Annotated in this window: 17 protein-coding genes; 6 read left to right on the top strand and 11 right to left on the bottom strand. The window is 64.4% G+C overall.

Annotated features, from left to right (window positions below; all coding sequences use genetic code 11):
- Window positions 1-73 precede the first annotated feature (73 nt).
- Both V5734_RS05875 and ettA read left to right on the top strand, forming a co-directional pair.
- Window positions 74-1,408 carry a KAP family P-loop NTPase fold protein gene (locus tag V5734_RS05875; RefSeq protein ID WP_347312570.1) on the top strand — a complete coding sequence of 445 codons (1,335 nt, stop codon included), beginning with the start codon at window positions 74-76 and terminating at the stop codon, window positions 1,406-1,408.
- A 77-nt stretch (window positions 1,409-1,485) separates the two neighbouring features.
- A complete protein-coding gene (ettA, locus tag V5734_RS05870) occupies window positions 1,486-3,141 on the top strand; it encodes an energy-dependent translational throttle protein EttA (protein ID WP_347312569.1) in 1,656 nt (551 codons plus the stop codon).
- A 155-nt stretch (window positions 3,142-3,296) separates the two neighbouring features.
- On the opposite strand, the gene V5734_RS05865 is transcribed toward ettA, so the two are convergent.
- A complete protein-coding gene (locus tag V5734_RS05865) occupies window positions 3,297-3,707 on the bottom strand; it encodes a hypothetical protein (RefSeq protein ID WP_347312568.1) in 411 nt (136 codons plus the stop codon).
- Window positions 3,708-4,093: 386 nt separating this feature from the next.
- Complete coding sequence (locus V5734_RS05860; protein WP_347312567.1) at window positions 4,094-4,267, bottom strand: hypothetical protein; 174 nt, start codon at window positions 4,265-4,267, stop codon at window positions 4,094-4,096.
- Between the two features lie 724 nt (window positions 4,268-4,991).
- Between V5734_RS05860 and V5734_RS05855 the strand changes: the two genes are divergently transcribed.
- Window positions 4,992-5,303, top strand: a complete 312-nt coding sequence (locus V5734_RS05855; RefSeq protein WP_347312566.1) for a DUF4342 domain-containing protein — start codon at window positions 4,992-4,994, stop codon at window positions 5,301-5,303.
- A 370-nt stretch (window positions 5,304-5,673) separates the two neighbouring features.
- Here V5734_RS05855 and yciA read toward each other — a convergent pair whose 3' ends face one another.
- The 4 genes from yciA to V5734_RS05835 form a co-directional block, all read right to left on the bottom strand.
- A complete protein-coding gene (gene yciA / locus V5734_RS05850; protein ID WP_347312565.1) occupies window positions 5,674-6,057 on the bottom strand; it encodes an acyl-CoA thioester hydrolase YciA in 384 nt (127 codons plus the stop codon).
- Between the two features lie 107 nt (window positions 6,058-6,164).
- Window positions 6,165-6,731, bottom strand: a complete 567-nt coding sequence (locus V5734_RS05845; protein ID WP_347312564.1) for a sulfite oxidase heme-binding subunit YedZ — start codon at window positions 6,729-6,731, stop codon at window positions 6,165-6,167.
- A 28-nt stretch (window positions 6,732-6,759) separates the two neighbouring features.
- On the bottom strand, window positions 6,760-8,238 hold the full coding sequence (locus tag V5734_RS05840) for an NAD(P)/FAD-dependent oxidoreductase (RefSeq protein ID WP_347312563.1): 1,479 nt from the start codon (window positions 8,236-8,238) through the stop codon (window positions 6,760-6,762).
- A gap of 340 nt (window positions 8,239-8,578) precedes the next feature.
- A complete protein-coding gene (locus V5734_RS05835; RefSeq protein ID WP_347312562.1) occupies window positions 8,579-9,928 on the bottom strand; it encodes a nucleotide sugar dehydrogenase in 1,350 nt (449 codons plus the stop codon).
- A gap of 371 nt (window positions 9,929-10,299) precedes the next feature.
- Here V5734_RS05835 and V5734_RS05830 point away from each other — a divergent pair, with 371 nt between their 5' ends.
- From V5734_RS05830 to V5734_RS05820, 3 genes are read left to right on the top strand one after another with little or no spacing between them, the layout of a single operon-like run.
- Window positions 10,300-11,271, top strand: coding sequence for an NAD-dependent epimerase/dehydratase family protein (locus V5734_RS05830; RefSeq protein ID WP_347312561.1), 972 nt, complete (start codon window positions 10,300-10,302; stop codon window positions 11,269-11,271).
- An 8-nt stretch (window positions 11,272-11,279) separates the two neighbouring features.
- Window positions 11,280-12,773: a glycosyltransferase family 39 protein gene (locus tag V5734_RS05825; protein ID WP_347312560.1), complete on the top strand. Its 1,494-nt coding sequence runs from the start codon at window positions 11,280-11,282 to the stop codon at window positions 12,771-12,773.
- The gene (locus tag V5734_RS05820; protein ID WP_347312559.1) at window positions 12,766-14,307 is read left to right on the top strand and encodes a GMC oxidoreductase; all 1,542 of its coding nucleotides are present in this window, start codon (window positions 12,766-12,768) and stop codon (window positions 14,305-14,307) included. The genes V5734_RS05825 and V5734_RS05820 overlap by 8 nt, the downstream gene beginning before the upstream one ends.
- On the opposite strand, the gene V5734_RS05815 is transcribed toward V5734_RS05820, so the two are convergent.
- The 5 genes from V5734_RS05815 to V5734_RS05795 are packed head-to-tail and all read right to left on the bottom strand — an operon-like array spanning window position 14,304 to window position 20,211.
- Entirely contained in the window at window positions 14,304-15,563 is a 1,260-nt protein-coding gene (locus tag V5734_RS05815) for a glycosyltransferase family 4 protein (protein ID WP_347312558.1), read from the bottom strand. The two genes, V5734_RS05820 and V5734_RS05815, sit on opposite strands and share 4 nt — an antisense overlap.
- Window positions 15,560-17,014 (bottom strand): lipopolysaccharide biosynthesis protein, encoded by a 1,455-nt coding sequence (locus V5734_RS05810; RefSeq protein WP_347312557.1) that lies wholly within the window; start codon window positions 17,012-17,014, stop codon window positions 15,560-15,562. Before V5734_RS05810 ends, V5734_RS05815 begins: the two co-directional genes overlap by 4 nt.
- 16 nt (window positions 17,015-17,030) lie before the next feature.
- Complete coding sequence (locus V5734_RS05805; protein ID WP_347312556.1) at window positions 17,031-17,798, bottom strand: polysaccharide deacetylase family protein; 768 nt, start codon at window positions 17,796-17,798, stop codon at window positions 17,031-17,033.
- A 2-nt stretch (window positions 17,799-17,800) separates the two neighbouring features.
- A complete protein-coding gene (locus V5734_RS05800; protein WP_347312555.1) occupies window positions 17,801-19,246 on the bottom strand; it encodes a protoporphyrinogen/coproporphyrinogen oxidase in 1,446 nt (481 codons plus the stop codon).
- Window positions 19,243-20,211, bottom strand: a complete 969-nt coding sequence (locus V5734_RS05795) for a lysylphosphatidylglycerol synthase transmembrane domain-containing protein (protein WP_347312554.1) — start codon at window positions 20,209-20,211, stop codon at window positions 19,243-19,245. Before V5734_RS05795 ends, V5734_RS05800 begins: the two co-directional genes overlap by 4 nt.

Raw genomic sequence — 20,211 nt, 5'->3', positions numbered from 1 at the left:
CCCGCTTCGAGCAGCATTGCCGAAATTGATATGCATCGTTAAATTGGAGAACAAGTTTTGATAAAGGGTTGCCATGAAGTTTTTTTTAGAAGACCGCTATATTCCGGTCGGTAAGGTCGGATTTCAAGACAATGATCACGAGGGGCGCCCATACGACATGCTCGGTCGCGCCGATACCGGCAAAAGAATTTCCGATCTTGTCGAGCGGATTGATCAACCCCTTGTCATTGCTTTCGATGGAGAATGGGGCAGCGGAAAGTCGCATTTCCTCAAGCTCTGGACCGGCGCCCATGTGATAGAGAATGGCGGGACAGCCAGAGTCATCTATTTCGATGCATTCGAACACGACTATCTCGACGACCCACTTCCAAGCCTCGTGGGAACCGTGCAGGAGCAATGGCGCGACAAAAAAGGCGTAGCCAATACCTTCAGTCGCGTACGAACTGCCGCCGCAAAACTCGCCAAACCGATAACCCGTGTAGGACTGGCGGCAGCAACCGCAGGCGCCACTGAAATTGCAGTCGCCGCTGTCGATCCCATTCTTGAGGCGACCGGCAAGGAGTTATCCAAGGCGGTGGACGACTTCTGGAAAAAGGAAAGCGCCCGGCGCAGCGCTATGGAGGAGTTTCGTAAGGCCTTAGTCGGGCTTACCGAAGTCAAGGATGGCCCCCCACAGAAGATCGTCTTCGTCGTGGACGAACTCGACCGCTGTCGACCAGATTTCGCGCTCGCCCTACTTGAAATCATCAAGCATTTCTTCGCGGTGCCGAACGTTCATTTCGTTTTGGGAAGCAATCTTCGGTCGCTGGAAAATTCCGTACGCGCCCGGTATGGCGATAAAATTGATGCTGCGGGATATTTGAAGAAGTTCATTCATCTCACACTTAAACCTCCACGAAGTCACGGTTCTCTAGACGCCCATGCAGCAACAGCATATTTTCGCAGCCTGTCAAACTTACTGCAGGTACCGAGCGCCGTAGCGTCCGAGATTGAACACCATTTTCGATACTTAACCCGTCAGGAGGTCGTCAGCCTGCGAGACGTCGAACGGATTGTCGCGCACACTCAACTTATCCCGAAACTGGGGCTTATGCAGAATGGTTATCGGTACCTTCTGGTGGCCGCGACCATGCTTCGTATTCTGGCGCCGGATACGTATTCCAAACTACGATCTGGCAGCGCCACACATAGCGACATACTTTCTATCTACGGCCTCGATTCATCATTTGATACTGACGACGGCTTCATCACTTGGTCTAGAGAGTTTTGGATGGCCGCGTTGTCAGGCGTCGGGAGCGGGGACGAGTTCAGACGCTATTTGCGTGATTGTTTTAGCGGTGACCGGAAGGAGTATGTCGAACAGATCCTCGGACGGCACCTCGACAACTTCACGTTCCAAAAGGACTGATCAACCCGCCCCCGATTGCCCTTTGCCCCGCTCTTGTCTAGATGGGGGCAGAACACGCATTCCGAAGGACACCCCCCATGGCCAGCTATCAATACGTCTACCACATGGACGGCGTCTCCAAGGCGATCCCCGGCGGCAAGAAGCTCTTCGAGAACATCCGCCTGAACTTCCTCCCCGGCGTGAAGATCGGTGTCGTCGGCGTCAACGGCGCGGGTAAATCCACGCTTCTGCGCATCATGGCCGGCATCGACAAGGACTTCACCGGCGAGGCCTGGGCCGCCAAGGGCGCGACCGTCGGCTATCTGCCGCAGGAGCCCGAGCTTGACCCCGCGCTCAATGTCCGCGGCAACGTGATGGAAGGCGTGAAGGCCAAGCAGGCCAAGCTCGACCGTTACAACGAGCTTGCCATGAACTACTCCGACGAGACCGCCGACGAGATGGCGAAGCTCCAGGACGAGATCGACGCCGAGAACCTCTGGGATCTCGACAGCCAGATCGACGTCGCGATGGAGGCGCTGCGCTGCCCGCCCGACGACGCCCAGGTCGACACGCTTTCGGGCGGCGAAAAGCGCCGCATCGCGCTCTGCAAGCTGCTGCTCGAACAGCCCGACATGCTCCTGCTCGACGAACCGACCAACCACCTCGACGCCGAGACCATCGCCTGGCTGCAAAAGCACCTCATCGAGTACAAGGGCACGATCCTGATCGTCACCCACGACCGCTACTTCCTCGACGACATCACCGGCTGGATCCTCGAACTCGACCGCGGCCGCGGAATTCCTTACGAGGGCAACTACTCCTCCTGGCTCGAACAGAAGGCCAAGCGCCTCGAACAGGAAGCGCGCGAGGACAAGTCGCGCCAGAAGGTCCTGGAGCGCGAGCTTGAATGGATCCGCGCCGGCGCCAAGGCCCGGCAGGCCAAGCAGAAGGCGCGGATCAACAAGTACAACGAACTCGCCGACCAGTCCGAGCGCGACAAGCTCACCCGCGCCCAGATCATCATCCCGAACGGCCCGCGCCTCGGCGGCAAGGTGATCGAGGTCGAGGGCCTGAAGAAGCACATGGGCGACAAGCAGCTGATCGAGGATCTCTCGTTCGCGCTGCCCCCCGGCGGCATCGTCGGCGTCATCGGCCCGAACGGCGCCGGCAAGACCACCCTCTTCCGCATGCTCACCGGGCAGGAACAGCCCGACGCCGGCGCCGTCAGCTACGGCGACACCGTGAAGCTCGCCTATGTCGACCAGTCCCGCGACGCGCTCGACAGCGGCAAGACCGTGTGGGAGGAGATCTCCGGCGGCGCCGAGCAGATCGAGCTTGGCGACGCCACCATGAACTCCCGCGCCTACTGCTCCGCCTTCAACTTCAAGGGCGGCGACCAGCAGAAGAAGGTCGGGCTCTTGTCGGGCGGTGAGCGGAACCGCGTCCACATGGCGAAGCTCCTGAAATCCGGCGGCAACGTCCTTCTCCTCGACGAACCGACCAACGACCTCGACGTGGAAACCCTCCAGGCGCTGGAGGCCGCGCTCGACGACTTCGCCGGCTGCGCCGTCATCATCTCCCACGACCGCTTCTTCCTCGACCGCCTCTGCACGCATATCCTGGCGTTCGAGGGCGAGGCCCATGTCGAATGGTTCGAGGGCAACTTCGAGGCCTACGAGGAAGACAAGATCCGGCGGCTCGGGCCGGATTCCGTTGAACCCAAAAGGGTGAAATACAAGAAATTCAGCCGCTGAGGCGGCTGGAGGCCCTGGATTTCCCACGCGGGTTCAACGCGTGCGCGAAAGCGATTGCGAAGCAATTATGTACGGCACGCGGTGGCGGTAGCGCGCCCTAGAGTGGCGTTCCCGCCCATCACTCCCACGGCTCGCTTCGGCCTCGCTCGGGCGACTCACTGCCCCAGCATGCGGATCGACTGGACACATTTCTCAAAGGCCGACCGCAATTGCGCGGAGCTGGGCGGCTTGCGGAGATCGCCCTTGCGCTTGGCAAGTTCGGTCGCCGAGCATTGGCAAGCCTGAGCACGGAACTGTGCAAGGCTCTTCGTCGGCCGGCCACCGAACGACTTGATGGCGTTATACTGCGACTCAAGCATGACGAAGACCATAGTCCGGATCGTATCGGTCTCCAGAGAACTCAGCGGCAGGGCCTTGCTCGCCCCTCCCGCCACGCAGGCCTGTGTCCATAGCCGTATGTAGTCGTCCCTTGTCGGCCCTTGCGCCGCCACGCCGCTGCCGAAAATGGCGAAGGCAGCCGATGCGGCAAGCAAATGACGGATAAAGCTTCGACGGACCCCAGACATGACATCCCCCTTGCGGCAAGACATCGTGGCACGGAGTATTGTCGGACGATTTGATCGGCATCAACGCAACCCGCGACCTGCACCTCTGCACGCGCTGCAGAATTCGCATCTCCTTTGGGAAAGCGAGCCGTAGGGTGGGGTTCCCCCTCGCTACCGATCTTTACAACCCGGTGCCGCAAAAGGGGGGGGGGTGAACACTCGCCCTCCTCCCCGAACTCCACAACCGGCACCGATCCCGAACCTTCTGGCCCGACACAGCCCAACCGGATATCTCGGTAGAACAACAGGTACCCTCATCTGCCCTCCGCCAAGCCTCCCCCAATAAGAAACGGGCGCGCCCTTCCCGGCACACCCGTTGCTGCAAGCGGCGTGGTCTGGTCGGGCGCTCAGGCGAACGCGCCGTTGGTGCCGAGTTTCGCGCGGTTGGACACGAAGGCGAGCGGGATCGAGCGGTGGCCAAGGCTGTCCCGGCGGGGGGTCAGGCCACGCTTGCCGTCGCGGGAAATGTGCGACAGGGCGTTGGTGCGGCCGAGGCGGGCTTTTTCGACGAGGTCGGTCATTCGTGTGCTCCAGGGTGCGTGAGTGTGCGTGATTGTTCTTGTTTCAAGGATAAACTCGCTACCTGAGGACAATCTTTGACCAAAGAAATGTCGGAAACGTGACCAGATTGTGCCCTGATCGCGCCGCAATCGCGCCATTTTTCGGACATCATGTCTGACCATTCAACGATGACGGGCACCAAGGGCAGATCGTCTCCTACAGGGAACAAGTTCCTCGCCTAACGCCAGACACAATCTTAGGTAGAATTTATAAATCTCGAATCACTTTTGGGATGCGATTCGCGCAAGGCGCCGCGCCCGAAAGCGGGCGCCGGGCCTCAGATCATCGCCCAGTCGCTGAAGCGCCAGGTCGCGGGCGGGCGCGGGCCGGTCCTGCGGGGCGGGGTCGTCTTCCGGGCGTGGTCGCGGTTCATCGGGTCCTCCTCGGGCGCTCAGGCCCTTCCTCGATCAAACGCTTGATACCCCCTTCCGGTTTCCCCGCGATGTCGCCCGCCGTTTCAATTGTATCCTGACGGCGCGCGGAGCCGCCCCGGAGCGGCGGATGTGCCAGCCCCTTGCCGTGCCGTTCCGTAACACGTCTGTAGCTACGGAAAACCTACGCGGAACTGACGGCTGCGGGACGGGAACTTGACGCGATCCAGGACCCACCCGCTTTGATCCCCGTCAACACGCCCCGCGCCGACTCGCCCCATGCTGCGGCGGTCCCAGAAACGGAGGCGATGCCATGCCGGACACCGATAAGAACCCCGAAAACCCGAAGAAACGCACCTGGACCGAGGAGATCGAGGTTGCAGGCGACCAGCTCGTCAAGCGGGTGAAGGAGCTTGCCGCCGACGCCCAGGTCAAGCGCATCCGCATCACCGAACCGGACGGCGATCTCGTCCTCGAAGTGCCGCTGACGATCGGCGCCCTCGCCGGCGGGGCCGTCGTCCTGGCCGCGCCGCTTCTCGCCGTGATCGGCGCCCTCGCCGCCTTCGTGACCAAGGTGAAGATCGAGGTGGTCCGCGATAAGGATGAGGGCAAGGCGGGATCCTGACCTTTCTGCCCCGGTGGTCCGGTTTTCCCGACCTGCGCGAAGGGGCACCTCATGCTAGTCTGATGATATTGCAGAAAGACATTTTAAGCAGGATCGTAGGGTGAGTGGTAACCGGCCCCCCCGGTATTTTCCGGGGGTCCCGCCCCATCACAAGGTATTACGACCATGCCGGATGATTGAAACGAAGCCGGCGCCGTCGCCTGCGGCCCCCATGTCTTTCCCAATGGAAGGAGAAAGCCATGAACCGCCAGATCCCCGACCCGCCCGCCCCGAAGCCGCGCCCCGGCGACCGCAAACCGCGCCCGCCGCGCGTGACCTGGCGCTTCACGGACTGGGCAGCGATCTGAAATCTCGACTGGAGCCGGCCGGCTCAGGCCGCGGGTACGACCCTCGGTCTGCCGTCGTCGTCGATGGCGACGAATGTGAAGATAGCCTCGGTCACCTTCTCGCGCGCGCCGATCCGGCCCCGCAGAACCCAGGCCTCGATCTCGAGCGCGAGCGAGGTGCGACCGATGCGACCGATCTTCACGTAGATGCAAAGGACATCGCCAACCTTCACCGGCCGGATGAACTTCATCGCATCGACCGCGACGGTGGCCACACGACCCTTCGCCCGCTCCCTCGCGACAATGCCGCCGGCGATGTCCATCTGGCTCAGCACCCAGCCGCCGAAGATGTCGCCGTTGACGTTCACGTCGCGCGGCATGGCGAGCGTGCGGAGCGTCAGTTCGCCTTCCGGTCCCGTGTCGGTCATCCTGCCCTTCCGCCTGTCGGTGGTGCCAAGCCTAGCGGCGCCAAAAGAGTCCGTCAAAGCTCACCTGAACAGGTGTGTGCTCGGGGGCCGGATGCCGCCAACGCCTCTCAGGCCCTGCGGAGCCGGCTCCGATAGCGGACGATCCTCCAGGCAGACAGCACCGCCAGCGGCCCGCAATAGAGCACCACATCCATGAGGTGATCGGTCGTCATCACCCAGTGGACAAGGGTGAGGATCGCCATTGGATAGATCCAGCGCTGGATCGTTTTCCACCGCGGTCCGAGTTTCTTCACCGCCCCGTCGAACGACGTCGCCGCGAGGACGACCATGATCGCCATCGCGATCCATCCGGTAAGGATCTCGATCCGGATGAAGGATCGAATCAGGCCGCCCATGTTGACGTTGACCATCCAGAAAAGGAGATGAAGGAAAGCGTAGCCGAAGCTCGCCACCCCGAAATACCGCCGTCTTTTCTTCAGCCAGGGAAGCGGCCCGAAAAGCAGCTGGAACGGCGTGACCGACATCGTCAGGATCAGCAACCAGCAGGACAAGATGCCCGTCCAGGGAACGAAGGCGACCTTGCCGTGCAGGACGAACCGTTCCGCAAGGAACCACACCGCCGGCAATGCCAGCAGAAGCCAAAGTCCGTAGATACTGTCCGTCAGCCGCCGCACGACCGCCCCTCGTCTGCCTGAAGCCGGTCTACTCGGCCGCGAGTGCCGCCTTCACGGACCCTGCCGGCTTCTTGACCTCGAATTCCTCGTGGTAGGACCGCTCGACGTTGACGGTCCAGACATCGTGCTGCTCGCCAAGAATGTTGCGCGCGGCCAGCATCGCCGAGAGCATCGAGTGATCCTGGTTGTTGTAGCGGTGAAGCCCGTTGCGACCGACGGTCTGGAAATTCTCGAGGCTCAAAAGCCACTCCTCAAGCACGTCGAGGGCGGCGCGGTATTCACCGTCATAGACCGGATAGGCCTTCGGTTGCCGGATGATCGCGGCGCCGATCACGTCGGTCGCCTTGGCGAGGCCGAGCTGCTCCAGTTCCTCGGACGCCAGTTGCCGCAGTTCCTCGTCCGTCATGTTCCACAGACCGTCGCCCTGCTGGCAGAAATACTCCATGCCGATCGAGGCGGTGTTCTGATCGGGCAGCATCTCCTTCGACCAGGCGCGGAAGTTCTGGATGCGGCCGACCTTGACCTTGGGCGAATGGATGTAGATCCAGTTGTCCCTGAACGGATCGGCATGGTCGAGAACCAGCGTCACGATCAGGAAGTCGCGGTATTTCAGCCTGTTCGCGGCCTCGATCACTTCCGGCGGCGGCGGCGGGTCGAACGCGTGGATCAGGTCGCGCAGAGCCATCGAGTTGACGAAATGCTCGCCCTTGACCCGCTCCATGATCGGCTCACGCCCGTCCTCGTGCCAGTGCTTGACGTCGATGGAGATGACGCGGTTGTCCTTGCGGTTCACCTTGACCACTTCGGAACGCAGATGGACCTCGCCGCCCTTTTCCTCGATCAGTTCCTGGGTCCGCTCCCACATCATGCCGGGACCGAGGCGTGGATACTGGAATTCCTCGATCAGGCTCGTCGTGTCGTTCGCGCCCGAGATCGCGTTCCAGACCGCCTTGAAAAGCGACAGGTTCTTGATCCGCTGCGCTGCCCAGTCGGCGCGGATGTCCTTCGGATCGATGCCCCAGACCTTCTGCGTGTAGCTGCGGAAGAAGTGCATGTAGAGCCGGCCGCCGAAGCGGTTGATCACCCATTCCTCGAAGCTCTCTTCCTTGCGGAACGGGCGGACCTGCCACTTGAAGTAGGACAGCAGGATGCGCATCGATTCATACGGGCCGATATTGGTCAGCGCGTTGAAGAGCTTGAGCGGATAGTCGAAGAACTTCTCGCGGTAGTAGATCCGGCTGAGGCGCGGGACGGTGATGAAGTCGTCCTTGAGCACCTCGTGCCACATCTCCTCGACCTCCTTCACCTTCGTGAAGAAGCGGTGGCCACCGATGTCGAAACGGTAGCCGTTGTTCGACTCGGTCCGCGAAATGCCGCCGACCATGTTCGAGGCCTCATAGACCTTCGGCTTGTGGGCATTGCTCCGTTTCTGCAACTCGTAAGCCGCAGTCAGGCCAGCGGGGCCGCCGCCGATGACAACGACGGGACAAGGATTTTCCTGCTGCATTCTAGCCACCACCGTTCCCAAAAACATCAGTTATAAAAATCCGCCCCTTGGGCCCAATATACATGGGCGTAGTGGGGGCACAAAACGATCTTCACGAAAACACCCGACAAGGGTGCCACATCCGGAACCAATCCTGCAAGTTACCACCTCTTCGTTGACACGTTGCCGGATTTCGCGGCGAGCGCCGGAACGATCCGCAACCTAGGGTTGCAAGTCTTGTAGCGGACCAAAACCCAAACCCAAAGCATCCGAATCGCTCCCTATTCCACACCGGCGTTTGAAAACGCCGGCCGATCAAACCCAGTTCCGGCCCCGGGCGCGGGCGCCGGCTTCCCTAACGTCATATCTTCACCAGCCGTGCCGGCCGGTCTGTCGTTTCGAATGCGGCGAACACGTTGCGGGTGTCGAGGACAAGCCGCGCCGAGCGGGCCACCAGCGCATAGTCGACATCGGTATGGTCGGTCGCCACCAGCACCGCGTCGTAGCCCGCCACCGTATCCCCGGTCAGGGCGACCGACTGGCGGCCTGCCAGCGCGGGATGATCCCGGGTCACCGGCATGACCGGGAAATAGGGATCGTGATAGTCGCATTCCGCGCCCATCGCCTCCAGCCGCTTCAGGATCGCGAGCGCCGGGCTTTCGCGGGTATCCTCGACGTTCTTCTTGTAGGCGACGCCAAGGATCAGCACCCGCGCGCCCTTCACCGCCACGCCGCCGTGCTTCGACAACTCGACCGCCACGCGACCGGCGATCATGTCCGGGGCGCCGTCATTGTTGGCACGTGCCAGATCCACGATCGGCAAGGCCGATCCGACATCCTTCGCCCGCCACGAGAGATAGACCGGCGACACCGGAATGCAGTCGCCGCCGATTCCCGGTCCGGGGTAAAAAGGCATATATCCGAAGGGCTTGGTGGATGCGGCCTTGACCACCTCCCAGACATCGACGCCCATCGCCTCCATCGCGACCTTCATCTCGTTCACGAGCGCGATGTTCACGGTGCGGAAGCTGTTCTCGACCAACTTCACCGCCTCGGCGGTCGCGAGCGAACTGACCGGAACGGTCTTCGTCACGATGTGCGAATAGAACTGGTCGATCAACTCACGAGAGCGGGTGTCGTCGGCCCCGACGACTTTCGGGATCGACTGGGTCGAAAACTTTTCGTTCCCGGGATCCTCGCGCTCGGGCGAGAAGGCCAGGAAGAAATCCTCACCGGCGCGCAGGCCGCCGCGTTCGAGGATCGGCTTGACGACGGTTGCGGTCGCCCCCGGCCAGACCGTGCTTTCCAGAACCACGAGCTGCCCCGGGCGCAGCCATTCGACGATCGCTTCCACCGCGCGGATCACGTAGCTCAGATCCGGCTCGCGCGCCGGCGACAACGGCGTCGGAACGCAGATGAGGATCAGGTCGGCCTCGGCGAGCACCGCGAAGTCACCGGTCGCCGCGAACCTGCCACCCGCGACGGCCTTCCGGATCCGGCCCTCGGGGAAGTAGGAGATCACCTTCTCGCCCGCATTGATGGCGGCCACCCGCGCGCCGTTCAGATCGAGGCCCGTCGTCGGGAACCCCGCCTCGCTGATCGTCAGCGCGAGCGGCAAGCCCACATAGCCAAGACCAACCGTCGCGATACGCGCCTCCCGCCGGGCAATACGGTCCTTGAGGGACGAGTAGAGTGAAAAAACATTGGTCATAATCAAGCCTGTCGCAGGGCGCCCGAAGACGCTGAGAAGTAGCACAGCCCCGAGGAAAATTGCACATATACAAATAGCCAAGCAACCTTCCCGCCACCAGTCAGGAATGTTGTACCCCGGACGGGAACAATTTTATGAATGCGCCCCGTTTGATCCGGATTGCCTGCTCCGTCAGCACGGCGCGAAGGCCGCGCGACGCCTGACCGCGGACGGGATTCGCCGCAAAATCGTTCCCGTGCACGACGCGCCAGGAGCCAGAGGCGGTCACTGTTTCCGAACCCCGCTACAGTCGTGACATCCTCATGGCAGTGGCAGATTCCGCGTGTTACGATCCCGCGTAGCATTAAGCGTCTGAATTCGCGTGAGGTGATATGAGGATCCTGATTACGGGCGGCGCCGGCTTCATCGGCTCGCATCTTTCCGAACGTCTGATCGCAGAAGGACATTCCGTCACCGCACTCGACGATTTCTCCACCGGCCGGCGCGAAAACCTCACGTCGCTCGCTGGCCACAACCGCTTCCGTCTGGTCGAAGGGACGATCCTCGATCCCGGCCTCGTCCAGTCCCTCACGGACGAGGCCGAAGTGATCTTTCACCTCGCCGCCGCCGTAGGGGTCAAGCTGATCATGGACGAACCTTCGCGGTCGATCCTGACCAATATCAACGGCACCGAGAATGTTCTGAAGGCGGCGCTGAAGGACAGGAAGCTGACCTTCGTCGCCTCGACCTCCGAAGTCTACGGCAAGGCCACGAAGTTCCCGTTCAGCGAGGATGACGATCTCACCATCGGCGCAACGAAGAACCTGCGCTGGTCCTACGCCTCTGCCAAGCAACTCGATGAATTCCTGACGCTGGCTTACGTACGTGAGGTCGGCCTACCCGCCATCGTCCTGCGCTTTTTCAACACGACCGGCCCGCGCCAGACCGGGCGCTACGGCATGGTGTTGCCGAATTTCGTTCAGTCCGCCCTCGAAGGCCGGCCGCTCATGGTGCACGGCACCGGCGAGCAGTCGCGCTGCTTCGGCCATGTCGCCGACGTCGTCGAGGCGTTGGTGCGCCTGATGGCGACACCGGCCGCGCAGGGTCAGGTCTTCAACGTCGCCAACGATCAGGAGGTGACGATCCGGCAACTGGCCGAGGAGGTCATCGCCGCCACCGGATCGCCATCGGAAATCAAGCTCATCCCCTACAGCGACGTCTATCCCGAAGGGTTCGAGGACATGGCCCGGCGCCTGCCCGACGTCTCCAAGCTCGAACGCACGATCGGATTCCGTCCGCGCCGCCCGCTGTCGGAGATCATCGCCGACATCGTCGCCGAAAAACGCGCCGCGATGGCGGCCTGAGGCCGGCGATGCAGGGCTCAGGACAGCGCGACTATCTCTGGCTTGCGGCGATCGTCGTCCTTGCAGCGGCGCTCCGCATCTGGGGGCTGAATGCGCCGATGTGGCATGACGAGATCCAGACGCTCGTCACCCATGTCAATCTCGGCTGGGGCGAGATGATCCAGTCCTATTCGATGAATCACCATTACCTGCATAACATTGCCGCCAAGGCGTCGATGAGCCTTTTTGGCGATGCGCCCTGGGCGATCCGGTTGCCGGCGATGCTCTTCGGGCTCGGGACGCTCGCCGCGATGTGGGTCCTTGCCCGCGACATCGCCGGGGCGCTCATCGCCCATGTGACCACGCTCCTCCTCGCGCTCTCCTACCACGAGATCTGGTTTTCGCAGAACGCGCGCGGCTATACCGGGCTCGCGCTTTTCTCGACGCTCGGAATGCTCTTCTTCCTGCGCGGGATGAAGACGCCGACGCGGGGGACATGGGCGCTCTACGGGCTCTGCCTCGCCGCAGCGGTCTTCACCCATCTCACGGGCGCCTTCTTCTTCCTGGCGCAGGGGCTCATCTGGCTCGCCGTTGTCATCGCCCGCGCGCTGCGGGGGCAACTCGACGGCGCCACCTTCCGCCTGCCCTTCATGGGCTTTCTCATCGGCGGCCTCATCGCCGCGCTCCTCTACCTGCCGATCCTGCCGAGCCTTCTCGACACCGTCTCGACCGTGTCGGAGAGCTCCGCCACCGACGTGATGCAAGAATACCAGAACCCGGTCTGGACCGCGTTCGAGGCGATCCGGACGGGCATCGGCCAGACCGGCCCGATCGTGGCGCTCGTCGGCGCGGCGGTGCTGGCGGTGTCGCTTCTCGGCGCCATTGCGCTGCACCGCGACGCGCCCCTTTTCGCGATCACGACCTTCCTCCATATCAGCCTGACCGCCGGTATCCTGATGGCGGTCGGGATGCGGATCTGGCCGCGCTTCTTCTTCGTCGATATCGGCTTCCTGATGCTCCTGTTCGTCGCGGGCGTCCAGCTCTCCTGCGCCGTCATCGCCCATTTCATCGGCGGAGAGCGGGTGTCGCGGGGTCTCTTCGCGCTCTTAGCCGTGGCTCTGGTCGCGATCTCGGCCTTCCTCGCCAAGCGCAACTACGATTTCCCGAAACAGGACCTCGCCGGCGCTTATGCCTTCACCCAAAGCCTCCGCCAGCCGGGTGAACGGGTCTATGCGGTCGGCTATTCCGAACAGGATTTCCGCGGCTTCTACGGCGCTGACTGGGGCGCGATCTATACCGACGACGAATACAAGGCAGCGCTGGCCGAACCCGGCCCGGTGATCCTCGTCGTCGGTTTTCCGGGCCGCAACTTCCGCGATGTGCCGCAGATGGCGCTCGACGCCGGTATCGGCGGTTCGGATGTCTGCGCGCCGGACCGACCGGAGAAGACCGTGCTGAAGACGGTCCGCTGCTTTGGCGGCACGCTCGGCGACGGCAACGTGATCGTGTTCCGCCGTGACTGACGCGCCCGATATCGTCATCGGCTCCGGCCCCGCCGGGGTGTCGGCCGCAAAGGCACTTCTCGCGCGGGGGCGGACGGTCCTGATGCTCGACGGCGGCAAGGTGCTGGAGGCGGAGGCCGAAGCCCGACGCGTCGCCCTCGCCGCGACCGATCCGGCCGGCTGGGGACAAACGGAGCGCGACGCCTGGATGGCGCCGCAATATGCGACACCGCCGGGTCAGATACGCCGCTTCGGCTCCGATTTCGCGATGGAAGCCGGGGCCGCGACCTTCGCCGACCTGCCCGGCTGGATGGCGCTCCGCGCCTCGCGGGCGGTGGGGGGCTTGTCCAACCTCTGGGGCTCGGCGGTCCTGCCCTACCGGCAAGAGGATATGGCGGGGTGGCCGATCACCGCATCCGACCTCGCGCCGCATTACAGGGCGGTGGCAGAATTTCTGCCGGTCGCCGGCCGCGCCGACGATCTCGACGATTTGCTGCCGGTTTTCCCTGCCACTGGCCGCGCCGGTATCCCGCCCACCGTGCAGGCGGAGGCGCTCCTCGGCCGCCTTTCACGCGGCCACGACGCCCTCGCCGCACAAGGGGTTCGCTTCGGGGCCGCACGGCAAGCCGTTGACGCCGCCTGCCGGCGCTGCGGTCTCTGTCTGCATGGTTGCCCTTTCGGCCTGATCTGGTCGGCGACGGACACGCTTGCGGAGCTTCGCGCCGATCCGAACTTCCGTTACAGACCCGGCGCGGCCGTAACACGGTTCGAAGAGACCGACGGCGGCATCACCCTCCACCTGGACGACGGCACCTCGATGGCCGGCACCCGCGCCTTCCTCGGCGCCGGAGTGCTTGAGACCGCGCGCATCCTCCTCGCCTCGATGCCCGGCGACGGCGAGCTAGTGCTGAAGGACAGCCAGCACGCCTTTCTTCCGATGATCCAGCTGTGGCGAAACAAGGCCCGCCCGGATCGCGGTGCGTTCCACACCCTTCCGCAGATCTTCGTCGAGCTTGACGCCCCCGAGGTTTCGCCACATCTCGTGCACTCCCAGCTCTATAGCTGGAACGAGCACTATGCCCGCGACCTGATCGCCAATTACGGTTCGAAACTCCCCTTCTCGGCGCCGGCATTCACCGCGCTCGCCCGACGCCTGATCGTGGCGCAGATCTTTCTCCATTCCGACCATTCCCACCGGATCGGCCTGAGCCTTGGGCGGAGCGGACGGCTCCTGCCCCGGCTTGAGGAAAACCCGGTCATGGATCAGGTTCTCAAGGGTGCGGCGTCGCGGATCGGCAAGGCGATGGGCAAGGCCGGGCTTTTCGCGCTGACCTTCGCGAGCCGCCCCGGCGCGCCGGGGTCGAGCTTCCATGTCGGCGGGTCGGTGCCGATGTCGGACAAACCAACGCCCGGCACATCGGACGTGCTTGGCCGGCCGCACGGCCTCACCCGCCTCCACGTCATCGACGCCTCGTCGCTGCCGGCAATCCCGGCCACGACGATCACGTTTTCGGTCATGGCCAACGCGCACAGGATCGCAACCCTGGCCCCTTAAGCGACGGCCTCGAAAGCCCCGGCCTCCAACGCTCGGGCAAGCCCGGCATCGCCCTTCCGGTGCGCGGCGCGTGCCAACGATGCGCCATAGGCCGCAAGCACCCTGTCCTCGCGCCAGATTGCGCCGAACGCGTCCCGCGCCGCCTGCGACTGCGACGCCCGGCGCGCCGGATCCTCCTGAAGCCCGCGCATGGCCGCGACGAGGTCCTCCTCCGTCTCGAAAAGCGCACCCCCGCCCGAGGTTTCCACGATCTCGGGAAACGGCCCGAGCCGACGGGCGATGACAGGCGTGCCAAGCCGGAAGCTCTCGATCAGGATGATGCCGAAGGTCTCGTAGCAGACCGACGGGACGACAAGACCCAAGGCGCCGCGATAATAGGCGTTCAACTCCTCGGGCGACTTGCGGCCCAGGAACTGGATACGCGGATGGCCGGCGGCAAGCCGCTTCAACTCGCCCGCATAGTCGCCATCGCCGAGGATCAGTAGATCGGCCTCGGGAACGCGGTCCATCGCCGGGAAGACGTCCTGCAATCCCTTGATCTTCTCCAGCCGCCCGACAAAGAGGAAATAGGGGCGCGGATGGCCGGTGTAGGGCGCCGCGAGCGTTGACAGGTCGGGCAGGAAATAGGGCAGCACCTCCATTTCCTGCCTCAGCCCGAATTCGCGGTGCTTGGCGCGGCTGAACTCGCTTTTCGCGATGATCAGGTCCATGTGATCCAGCGCTTGGTCGAGCATGCCGGTATGGCGCCAGAGTTGCGGCGGGCGCTTGTAGCTGAGCTGGCATTTCAGGCAATGCCGTTCGCCGCACAGCTCACGCCCATACCGCCAAAGCACGTGGGTCGGGCAGACCAGCCAATGCTCGTGCGCCTCGTAGATCTTCAGCCCATCGCCCATCGGCAGAAGCCCGGGCCCTCCGATCAGCGAGGTGTTGTTGTGCCAGATGATGTCCGGCTTGCGCTCCGCCAGGATTTCGCGGATCCGCGCGGCATGGACGACCGGGCGGCCAAGCTGCTGCGTCAGAAGGTTCGACATGAGGCCGTGACGGCTTCTGAGCCCGATCCGCCGCACCCCGTCCGGTGCGCCTTCGCTTTGGGGCTTGCCGCCGAGAATGAGGTAGCTGTCCTCGTCATGCACGACGCTGACGTCGTGCCCCCGCGCCGCCAGGGCGCGCGCCATCCGCTGAACGCCGATCGCGTCGCCACCGAAGGAATAGGGCGGGTAGAAGGTGGTGAACATGACGATGCGGAGCGATGTCATACCGCCCCTCCGCCCTGCGGCGCCGGCCGCGCATAGGAAAGGAAAAGCCCGATCCGGTCCCGCATCAGCAGCAAAGCGAGCACCGCGAAGACCAGAACGCCGGTCAGGATGCTGACCACCACGTTGACCACAAGCGGCGCGCCCGCGAGCATGTGCTGGACGGCAAGCACCGCAACCGCCATCGCCGCCGTCGCGAGTGCCGGAAGGATGTTGCAGGTGATGAGCGGCAGGACCGCCATCCGCCCGATCCGCGCCACCAGCCGGTAGCGGAAGATCCACAGGATGTAATGCGCCGCGACGAAGCCGGCGGTGATCGCGACGAGCCCCCAGCGCGATGCGATCAGGATCAGAACCGCGCCCAGCGCCACATTCGCCCAGGTCAGCATCGTGATCTCCCCCGCCTTGCCGGCCGCGAGGCAGAAGCTTTGCTGCACCATCGCTATAGAGAAGTAGAGGCCGAGGAAGGCAAGAACCGAGAGGACCGGCGCGGCGCCAAGCCATTCGGTGCCGAAAACCAGTCGCAAAACCGGCTCTGCCACCACCGCAAGGCCGACGAAGAACGGGAAGGCCGCGACGCCGGTCAGCCGCGCGATGTCGAGAAGGAGATCGCCAGCGCGCCCGCCTTCCCGCGTCACCGCCGCGAAGGCGGGCTGGGAGACCATGCGCAGCGGCGTGGAGATGAGGAAGGTCAGCGTCTCGACCAGTCGCCACGACACCGAATAAAGGCCCGTCGCCAGCGGCCCGAGCGTCGCGCCGATGATCAGCGTCGGCAACTGCGCCGCCGCCAGTTCCGCCGCGCGAAGGCCGAGCACCTGCGCCCCGAACGCCCCCGCCCGCGCCAGATGCGCACGGGTTGTCACAATTCCCGGCCGCCAGGCGACCGCGGTCCAGGCCATGACCACGTTCGTGGCGATCATCGCGATCCACTGGCCGACGAAGCTCCAGACCCCGTAGCCCGCCAGCGCCATGCCGACCCCGACCGTCCCGCCGACGATCACCCCGGCGATGGCGCGCAAGGACAGGACGCGAAAGTTGAACTCCCGCCTCAGGATCGCCACGGGCACGGCGGTGAAGGCGATCATCAGGACCGTGACCGACAGGCCCCGGATCAGCCCCGCCACCTCCGCGTGGCCGTAAAGCGCCGCGATCGGCCCGGCGAGGAACCAGAGCAGCACGGCCAGCGCCAGACCGAGCCCGGCCGTGAGCCAGAAGGTCGCGTTGTAGTCCTCCGCCACCGGATCGGGCGCGGCGATCAGGTATTCCGACACGCTTTCGCGTACCAGGGCCTCGGCCAGCACGATGAAGACCGCCGCCATCGAGAGAAGGCCGTAAAGCTCCGGCCCGAGGATCTTGGCCATGGTGACGAAGACGACGAAATTGATCGCCTGTTCCGTCCAGCCGCCGGCCAGCATCCAGGCCACGCCCCTGATGAACTTGTGTCCGACGCTCATCGGCCCCGCCCCGGCATCACAGCCCCTTCCACGGCTTCATCGCCGCCCCCTTCAGCGCGCGAAGCCCCCGCCGCGCGGCAAGATAGGCCGCACCGCGCCCCGCAAGATGCGCGCGCCAGCGGGCGCGGTCGGTGAAATAGAACATCTCGATCCGGGGCAGATCGAACGGATCGTCCCCCGGCCCGGCCTGACCGAGGCGCGTGCCGACCGACGAATGATAACTTTCCGCGATCCGCGCCCGAACCTCCGGCCCGGCGATCCCGTAAGGCGGCGCGAAATGCCGGACCGGGGCATCCAGCCGGTCCTCGATCTCGCTCCGCGAGCGCACCAGCTCCGCCTCGAGCGTTTCTTCGGACAGGCTGTCGAGATCGGGATGGTGGACGGTGTGACTGCCGAAGTCCACGCCCTCCTTCGCCAGCGCCCGGATCGTGCCCCAGCCCATCAGCGCCCGTGGCGGATCGGCGATGCCGTGCCAGCCCTCGGCGCGGCCGATATAGGCGGTCGGAAGATAGACGATGGGGCGGAAGCCGTGTCTTGCCATGACCGGCCACGCCGCGTCGGCGAAGTCCTGAAAGCCGTCGTCGAACGTCAGGATCAGCGAATGCGGCGCAAGTCGGGCCTTTCCCTCGCGCGCGGCAAGAAGATCGTCGAGCGTGATGACCGGCAGCCCCGCCTCGGTGATTGCGGCCATCTGTTCGGCAAAGATCGCGGGCGCGATCGACGTCGCGCCGCCGCGCTTCGAGATCGAGTGATACATCAGGATGTCGACGACCGGTCCGGACAAGCTCAATCCTCGACCCGGTGGCTTTCGAATTCGTGCCGGTGCGCCGCCCAGGCCGCCCGGTCCACGTGCCCTTCCGCCGTCAGGCTGTCGGCGGCCGCATAGGCCATCGCGAAGGCGTGGTGCGTGTTGTCATGGGCGAAAAGGCCTTGCCGGCCAAAGCTCAGGAAGCCGTCGAGGCCGAGGAGCCAGTTGTCCACCGTTTCGAAATGGCGCTGATAGTCGAGGTCGTAGACCGGATAGGCGTGGGCAATTCGCCGCGTCTCGCAACGGAGCACCGGCATCTTCACCGGCAGTCCGAGGTTGCCGAGCCATTCGCAGTAATGCTTGCCCAATGCCTCATCTGTCATGTCCCACCACTTTTCGCCCGGATCACACGGAAGCTCGGCGCAGAGGATCGTGCGGCCCGTCGGCTCAGTGGCCGAATTGTAGTTCTTCGGCTCCGACATCCGGCTGATCGGGATCGACAGTTCCGGGAAGTAATGGGCGTCGTATTCGGTGAACTGGTCGGCCTCGAGGATAAGGTAGACGAGGATCATGCCGCGGAACCGGATCGACTGCGCGGCCATCACCACTTCGGGCGGCGGCGGCGGGTCCATCAGCTTGACGACGGTGGTGAGGGGAATTGTGGAGTACACCTGATCGGCCTCGTGGCGCTGCTCCTCGCCGCCGTCGCGGGTAACGACGGCGGTGACCCGCGTTCCGTCCCGCTCGATCCGGACGATGTCGGCGCCGAACCTGAACGCGGCCCCCTGCCCTTCGGCAGCCGCGACCATCGCCTGCGAGATCTGGCCGAACCCCTTTTTCGGATAGTAGAAGCGCCCCGTCGTCGCCCCCCGCATCCCCGGCAGCATCTTCATCATCTTGCCGAGGATCTTGCCGATGGAACTGCCCGAAACGCGCCGCTCGGCCAGCATCACCGCCAGCTTGTCGGGATCGAGCCCCCAGAGCTTCTTCACGTAGGGGAAATAGAAGTTCTCCGAAATCGTCGGGCCGAGCCCGTCGTAGAGGACCGACGAGAAACTCTTCGGCCCCTGCGATTTCCGCCGGAACTTCTTCAGGACCATGTCGCCGATCAGCGATGCCGCGAAGGCCGGCGGCAGGCGCAGGATCGCGTCCTGAAGCTTCAGCGGGAAATGGATCCAGCGCCCGCCAAGGCGGATGCGCCCGTGGCGCGGCTGCAAGAGAAGGTCATCGCCCAGAAGCGCCTTCACATCGGCCAGAACATTCTCGTCTGCGACCGGGTGGAAGCGGTGCGAACCGTAGTCGCACCAGATGCCGTCGATCTGGAACGAGGTCGAATTGCCGCCCGCAACGGCGGCGCGCTCCAGCACCTCGACCTCGGCCTTGCCTTTGGTCAACGCAAAGGCCGCCGCGATCCCGGCCGGCCCCGCGCCAAGGACGGTCACGCGCGGCAGGTCGCCGGCTTTCGAACTAGTCTCTGCCGTCACTCGGAAATCTCCGGAAGTTGCGAGGGCGCGGCGCCGAACCCGCCGCCCGAAGCGACGAGGATCAGCGCGCCAAGCGCGCCCGCGAGGTAAAGGATGCCTTGCCAGGCAAGGCCCGAAGCCACGACCGCAGGGGCGGCCGCCCCGAACGGGACGAGAAGCGCGGCGAGCGAGCTTTCCCGAACCCCGAGCCCGCCGAGCGACAGGGGCAGCGTGGCGATGATCTTGGCGAGCGGCCAGGCGAAGAACCACGCCGCCGTCGCGACATGAACGCCCACCGCCTCGGCGAGATGGATCGACAGCAGGATCAGCACCGCCTGCACCCCCGCCGAGAGGGCGAGCGTAAAGAGCAGAAGCCCCGGCCGCCGGCCAAGGGCGGCGAAGGCATCCGCCACGCGGAAGGCGAGGTCGCGCGCCGGCAGGCCGGGCCACCGCGACCAGACGAGTCGCGCGACGCGCGGGAAGACGAACAGCCCGACGATGGCAATCGCGAAGACGATCCCGGCAATGGTCACGGCAAGCGCGGTGCTGCCCTCCCCGCCTTGCAACAGCAAGAGCCCGGTCAGCGTCAGGCAGGCCAGCCCCACGAGGTCGATCAGCCGGTCCCCGATCGCGGCGGCGGCCACCTTCGGCCCATCCTTCAGGCGCGCATGCGCCATCGCGGCCCGCACCGCGTCGCCGCCGGCCGCACCCGGCAGGCAGAGATTGGCGGCGAGCCCGGCGAAATGCGCCCGAAGCGCCGTCGGCAGCGGGATCGCCCGGTCCATGAGGAGCCACCATTTCGACGCGGTCACGACATGGCACAGAAGGAACGCGAGAAGGACCGACAGGAACAACGGCCAGCTCAGCCGCGCGAAGCCCTCGAAGATCGCCTCTTTCGGCAGGAACCAGAAGATCAGCGACAGCGCCACCGCCGACCCGCCCGCGCGGATCGCCCATTTGCGCATCGCCTTTCCGGTCAGAGCCAC

The organism is Defluviimonas sp. SAOS-178_SWC (assembly GCF_039830135.1).
Lineage (GTDB): Bacteria > Pseudomonadota > Alphaproteobacteria > Rhodobacterales > Rhodobacteraceae > Albidovulum.
Note: the sequence above shows the minus strand (reverse complement) of the source record. Positions and strands in the feature narration are given on the sequence as shown.

What these genes read in the sequence shown, in the direction of transcription:
- V5734_RS05855 (WP_347312566.1), top strand. Translation starts at nt 4,992, where the DNA reads ATGCCGGACACCGATAAGAACCCCGAAAACCCGAAGAAACGCACCTGG.
- yciA (WP_347312565.1), bottom strand. Translation starts at nt 6,057, where the DNA reads ATGACCGACACGGGACCGGAAGGCGAACTGACGCTCCGCACGCTCGCC.
- V5734_RS05830 (WP_347312561.1), top strand. Translation starts at nt 10,300, where the DNA reads ATGAGGATCCTGATTACGGGCGGCGCCGGCTTCATCGGCTCGCATCTT.
- V5734_RS05840 (WP_347312563.1), bottom strand. Translation starts at nt 8,238, where the DNA reads ATGCAGCAGGAAAATCCTTGTCCCGTCGTTGTCATCGGCGGCGGCCCC.
- V5734_RS05865 (WP_347312568.1), bottom strand. Translation starts at nt 3,707, where the DNA reads ATGTCTGGGGTCCGTCGAAGCTTTATCCGTCATTTGCTTGCCGCATCG.
- V5734_RS05810 (WP_347312557.1), bottom strand. Translation starts at nt 17,014, where the DNA reads ATGAGCGTCGGACACAAGTTCATCAGGGGCGTGGCCTGGATGCTGGCC.
- ettA (WP_347312569.1), top strand. Translation starts at nt 1,486, where the DNA reads ATGGCCAGCTATCAATACGTCTACCACATGGACGGCGTCTCCAAGGCG.
- V5734_RS05875 (WP_347312570.1), top strand. Translation starts at nt 74, where the DNA reads ATGAAGTTTTTTTTAGAAGACCGCTATATTCCGGTCGGTAAGGTCGGA.
- V5734_RS05825 (WP_347312560.1), top strand. Translation starts at nt 11,280, where the DNA reads ATGCAGGGCTCAGGACAGCGCGACTATCTCTGGCTTGCGGCGATCGTC.
- V5734_RS05835 (WP_347312562.1), bottom strand. Translation starts at nt 9,928, where the DNA reads ATGACCAATGTTTTTTCACTCTACTCGTCCCTCAAGGACCGTATTGCC.
- V5734_RS05815 (WP_347312558.1), bottom strand. Translation starts at nt 15,563, where the DNA reads ATGACATCGCTCCGCATCGTCATGTTCACCACCTTCTACCCGCCCTAT.
- V5734_RS05860 (WP_347312567.1), bottom strand. Translation starts at nt 4,267, where the DNA reads ATGACCGACCTCGTCGAAAAAGCCCGCCTCGGCCGCACCAACGCCCTG.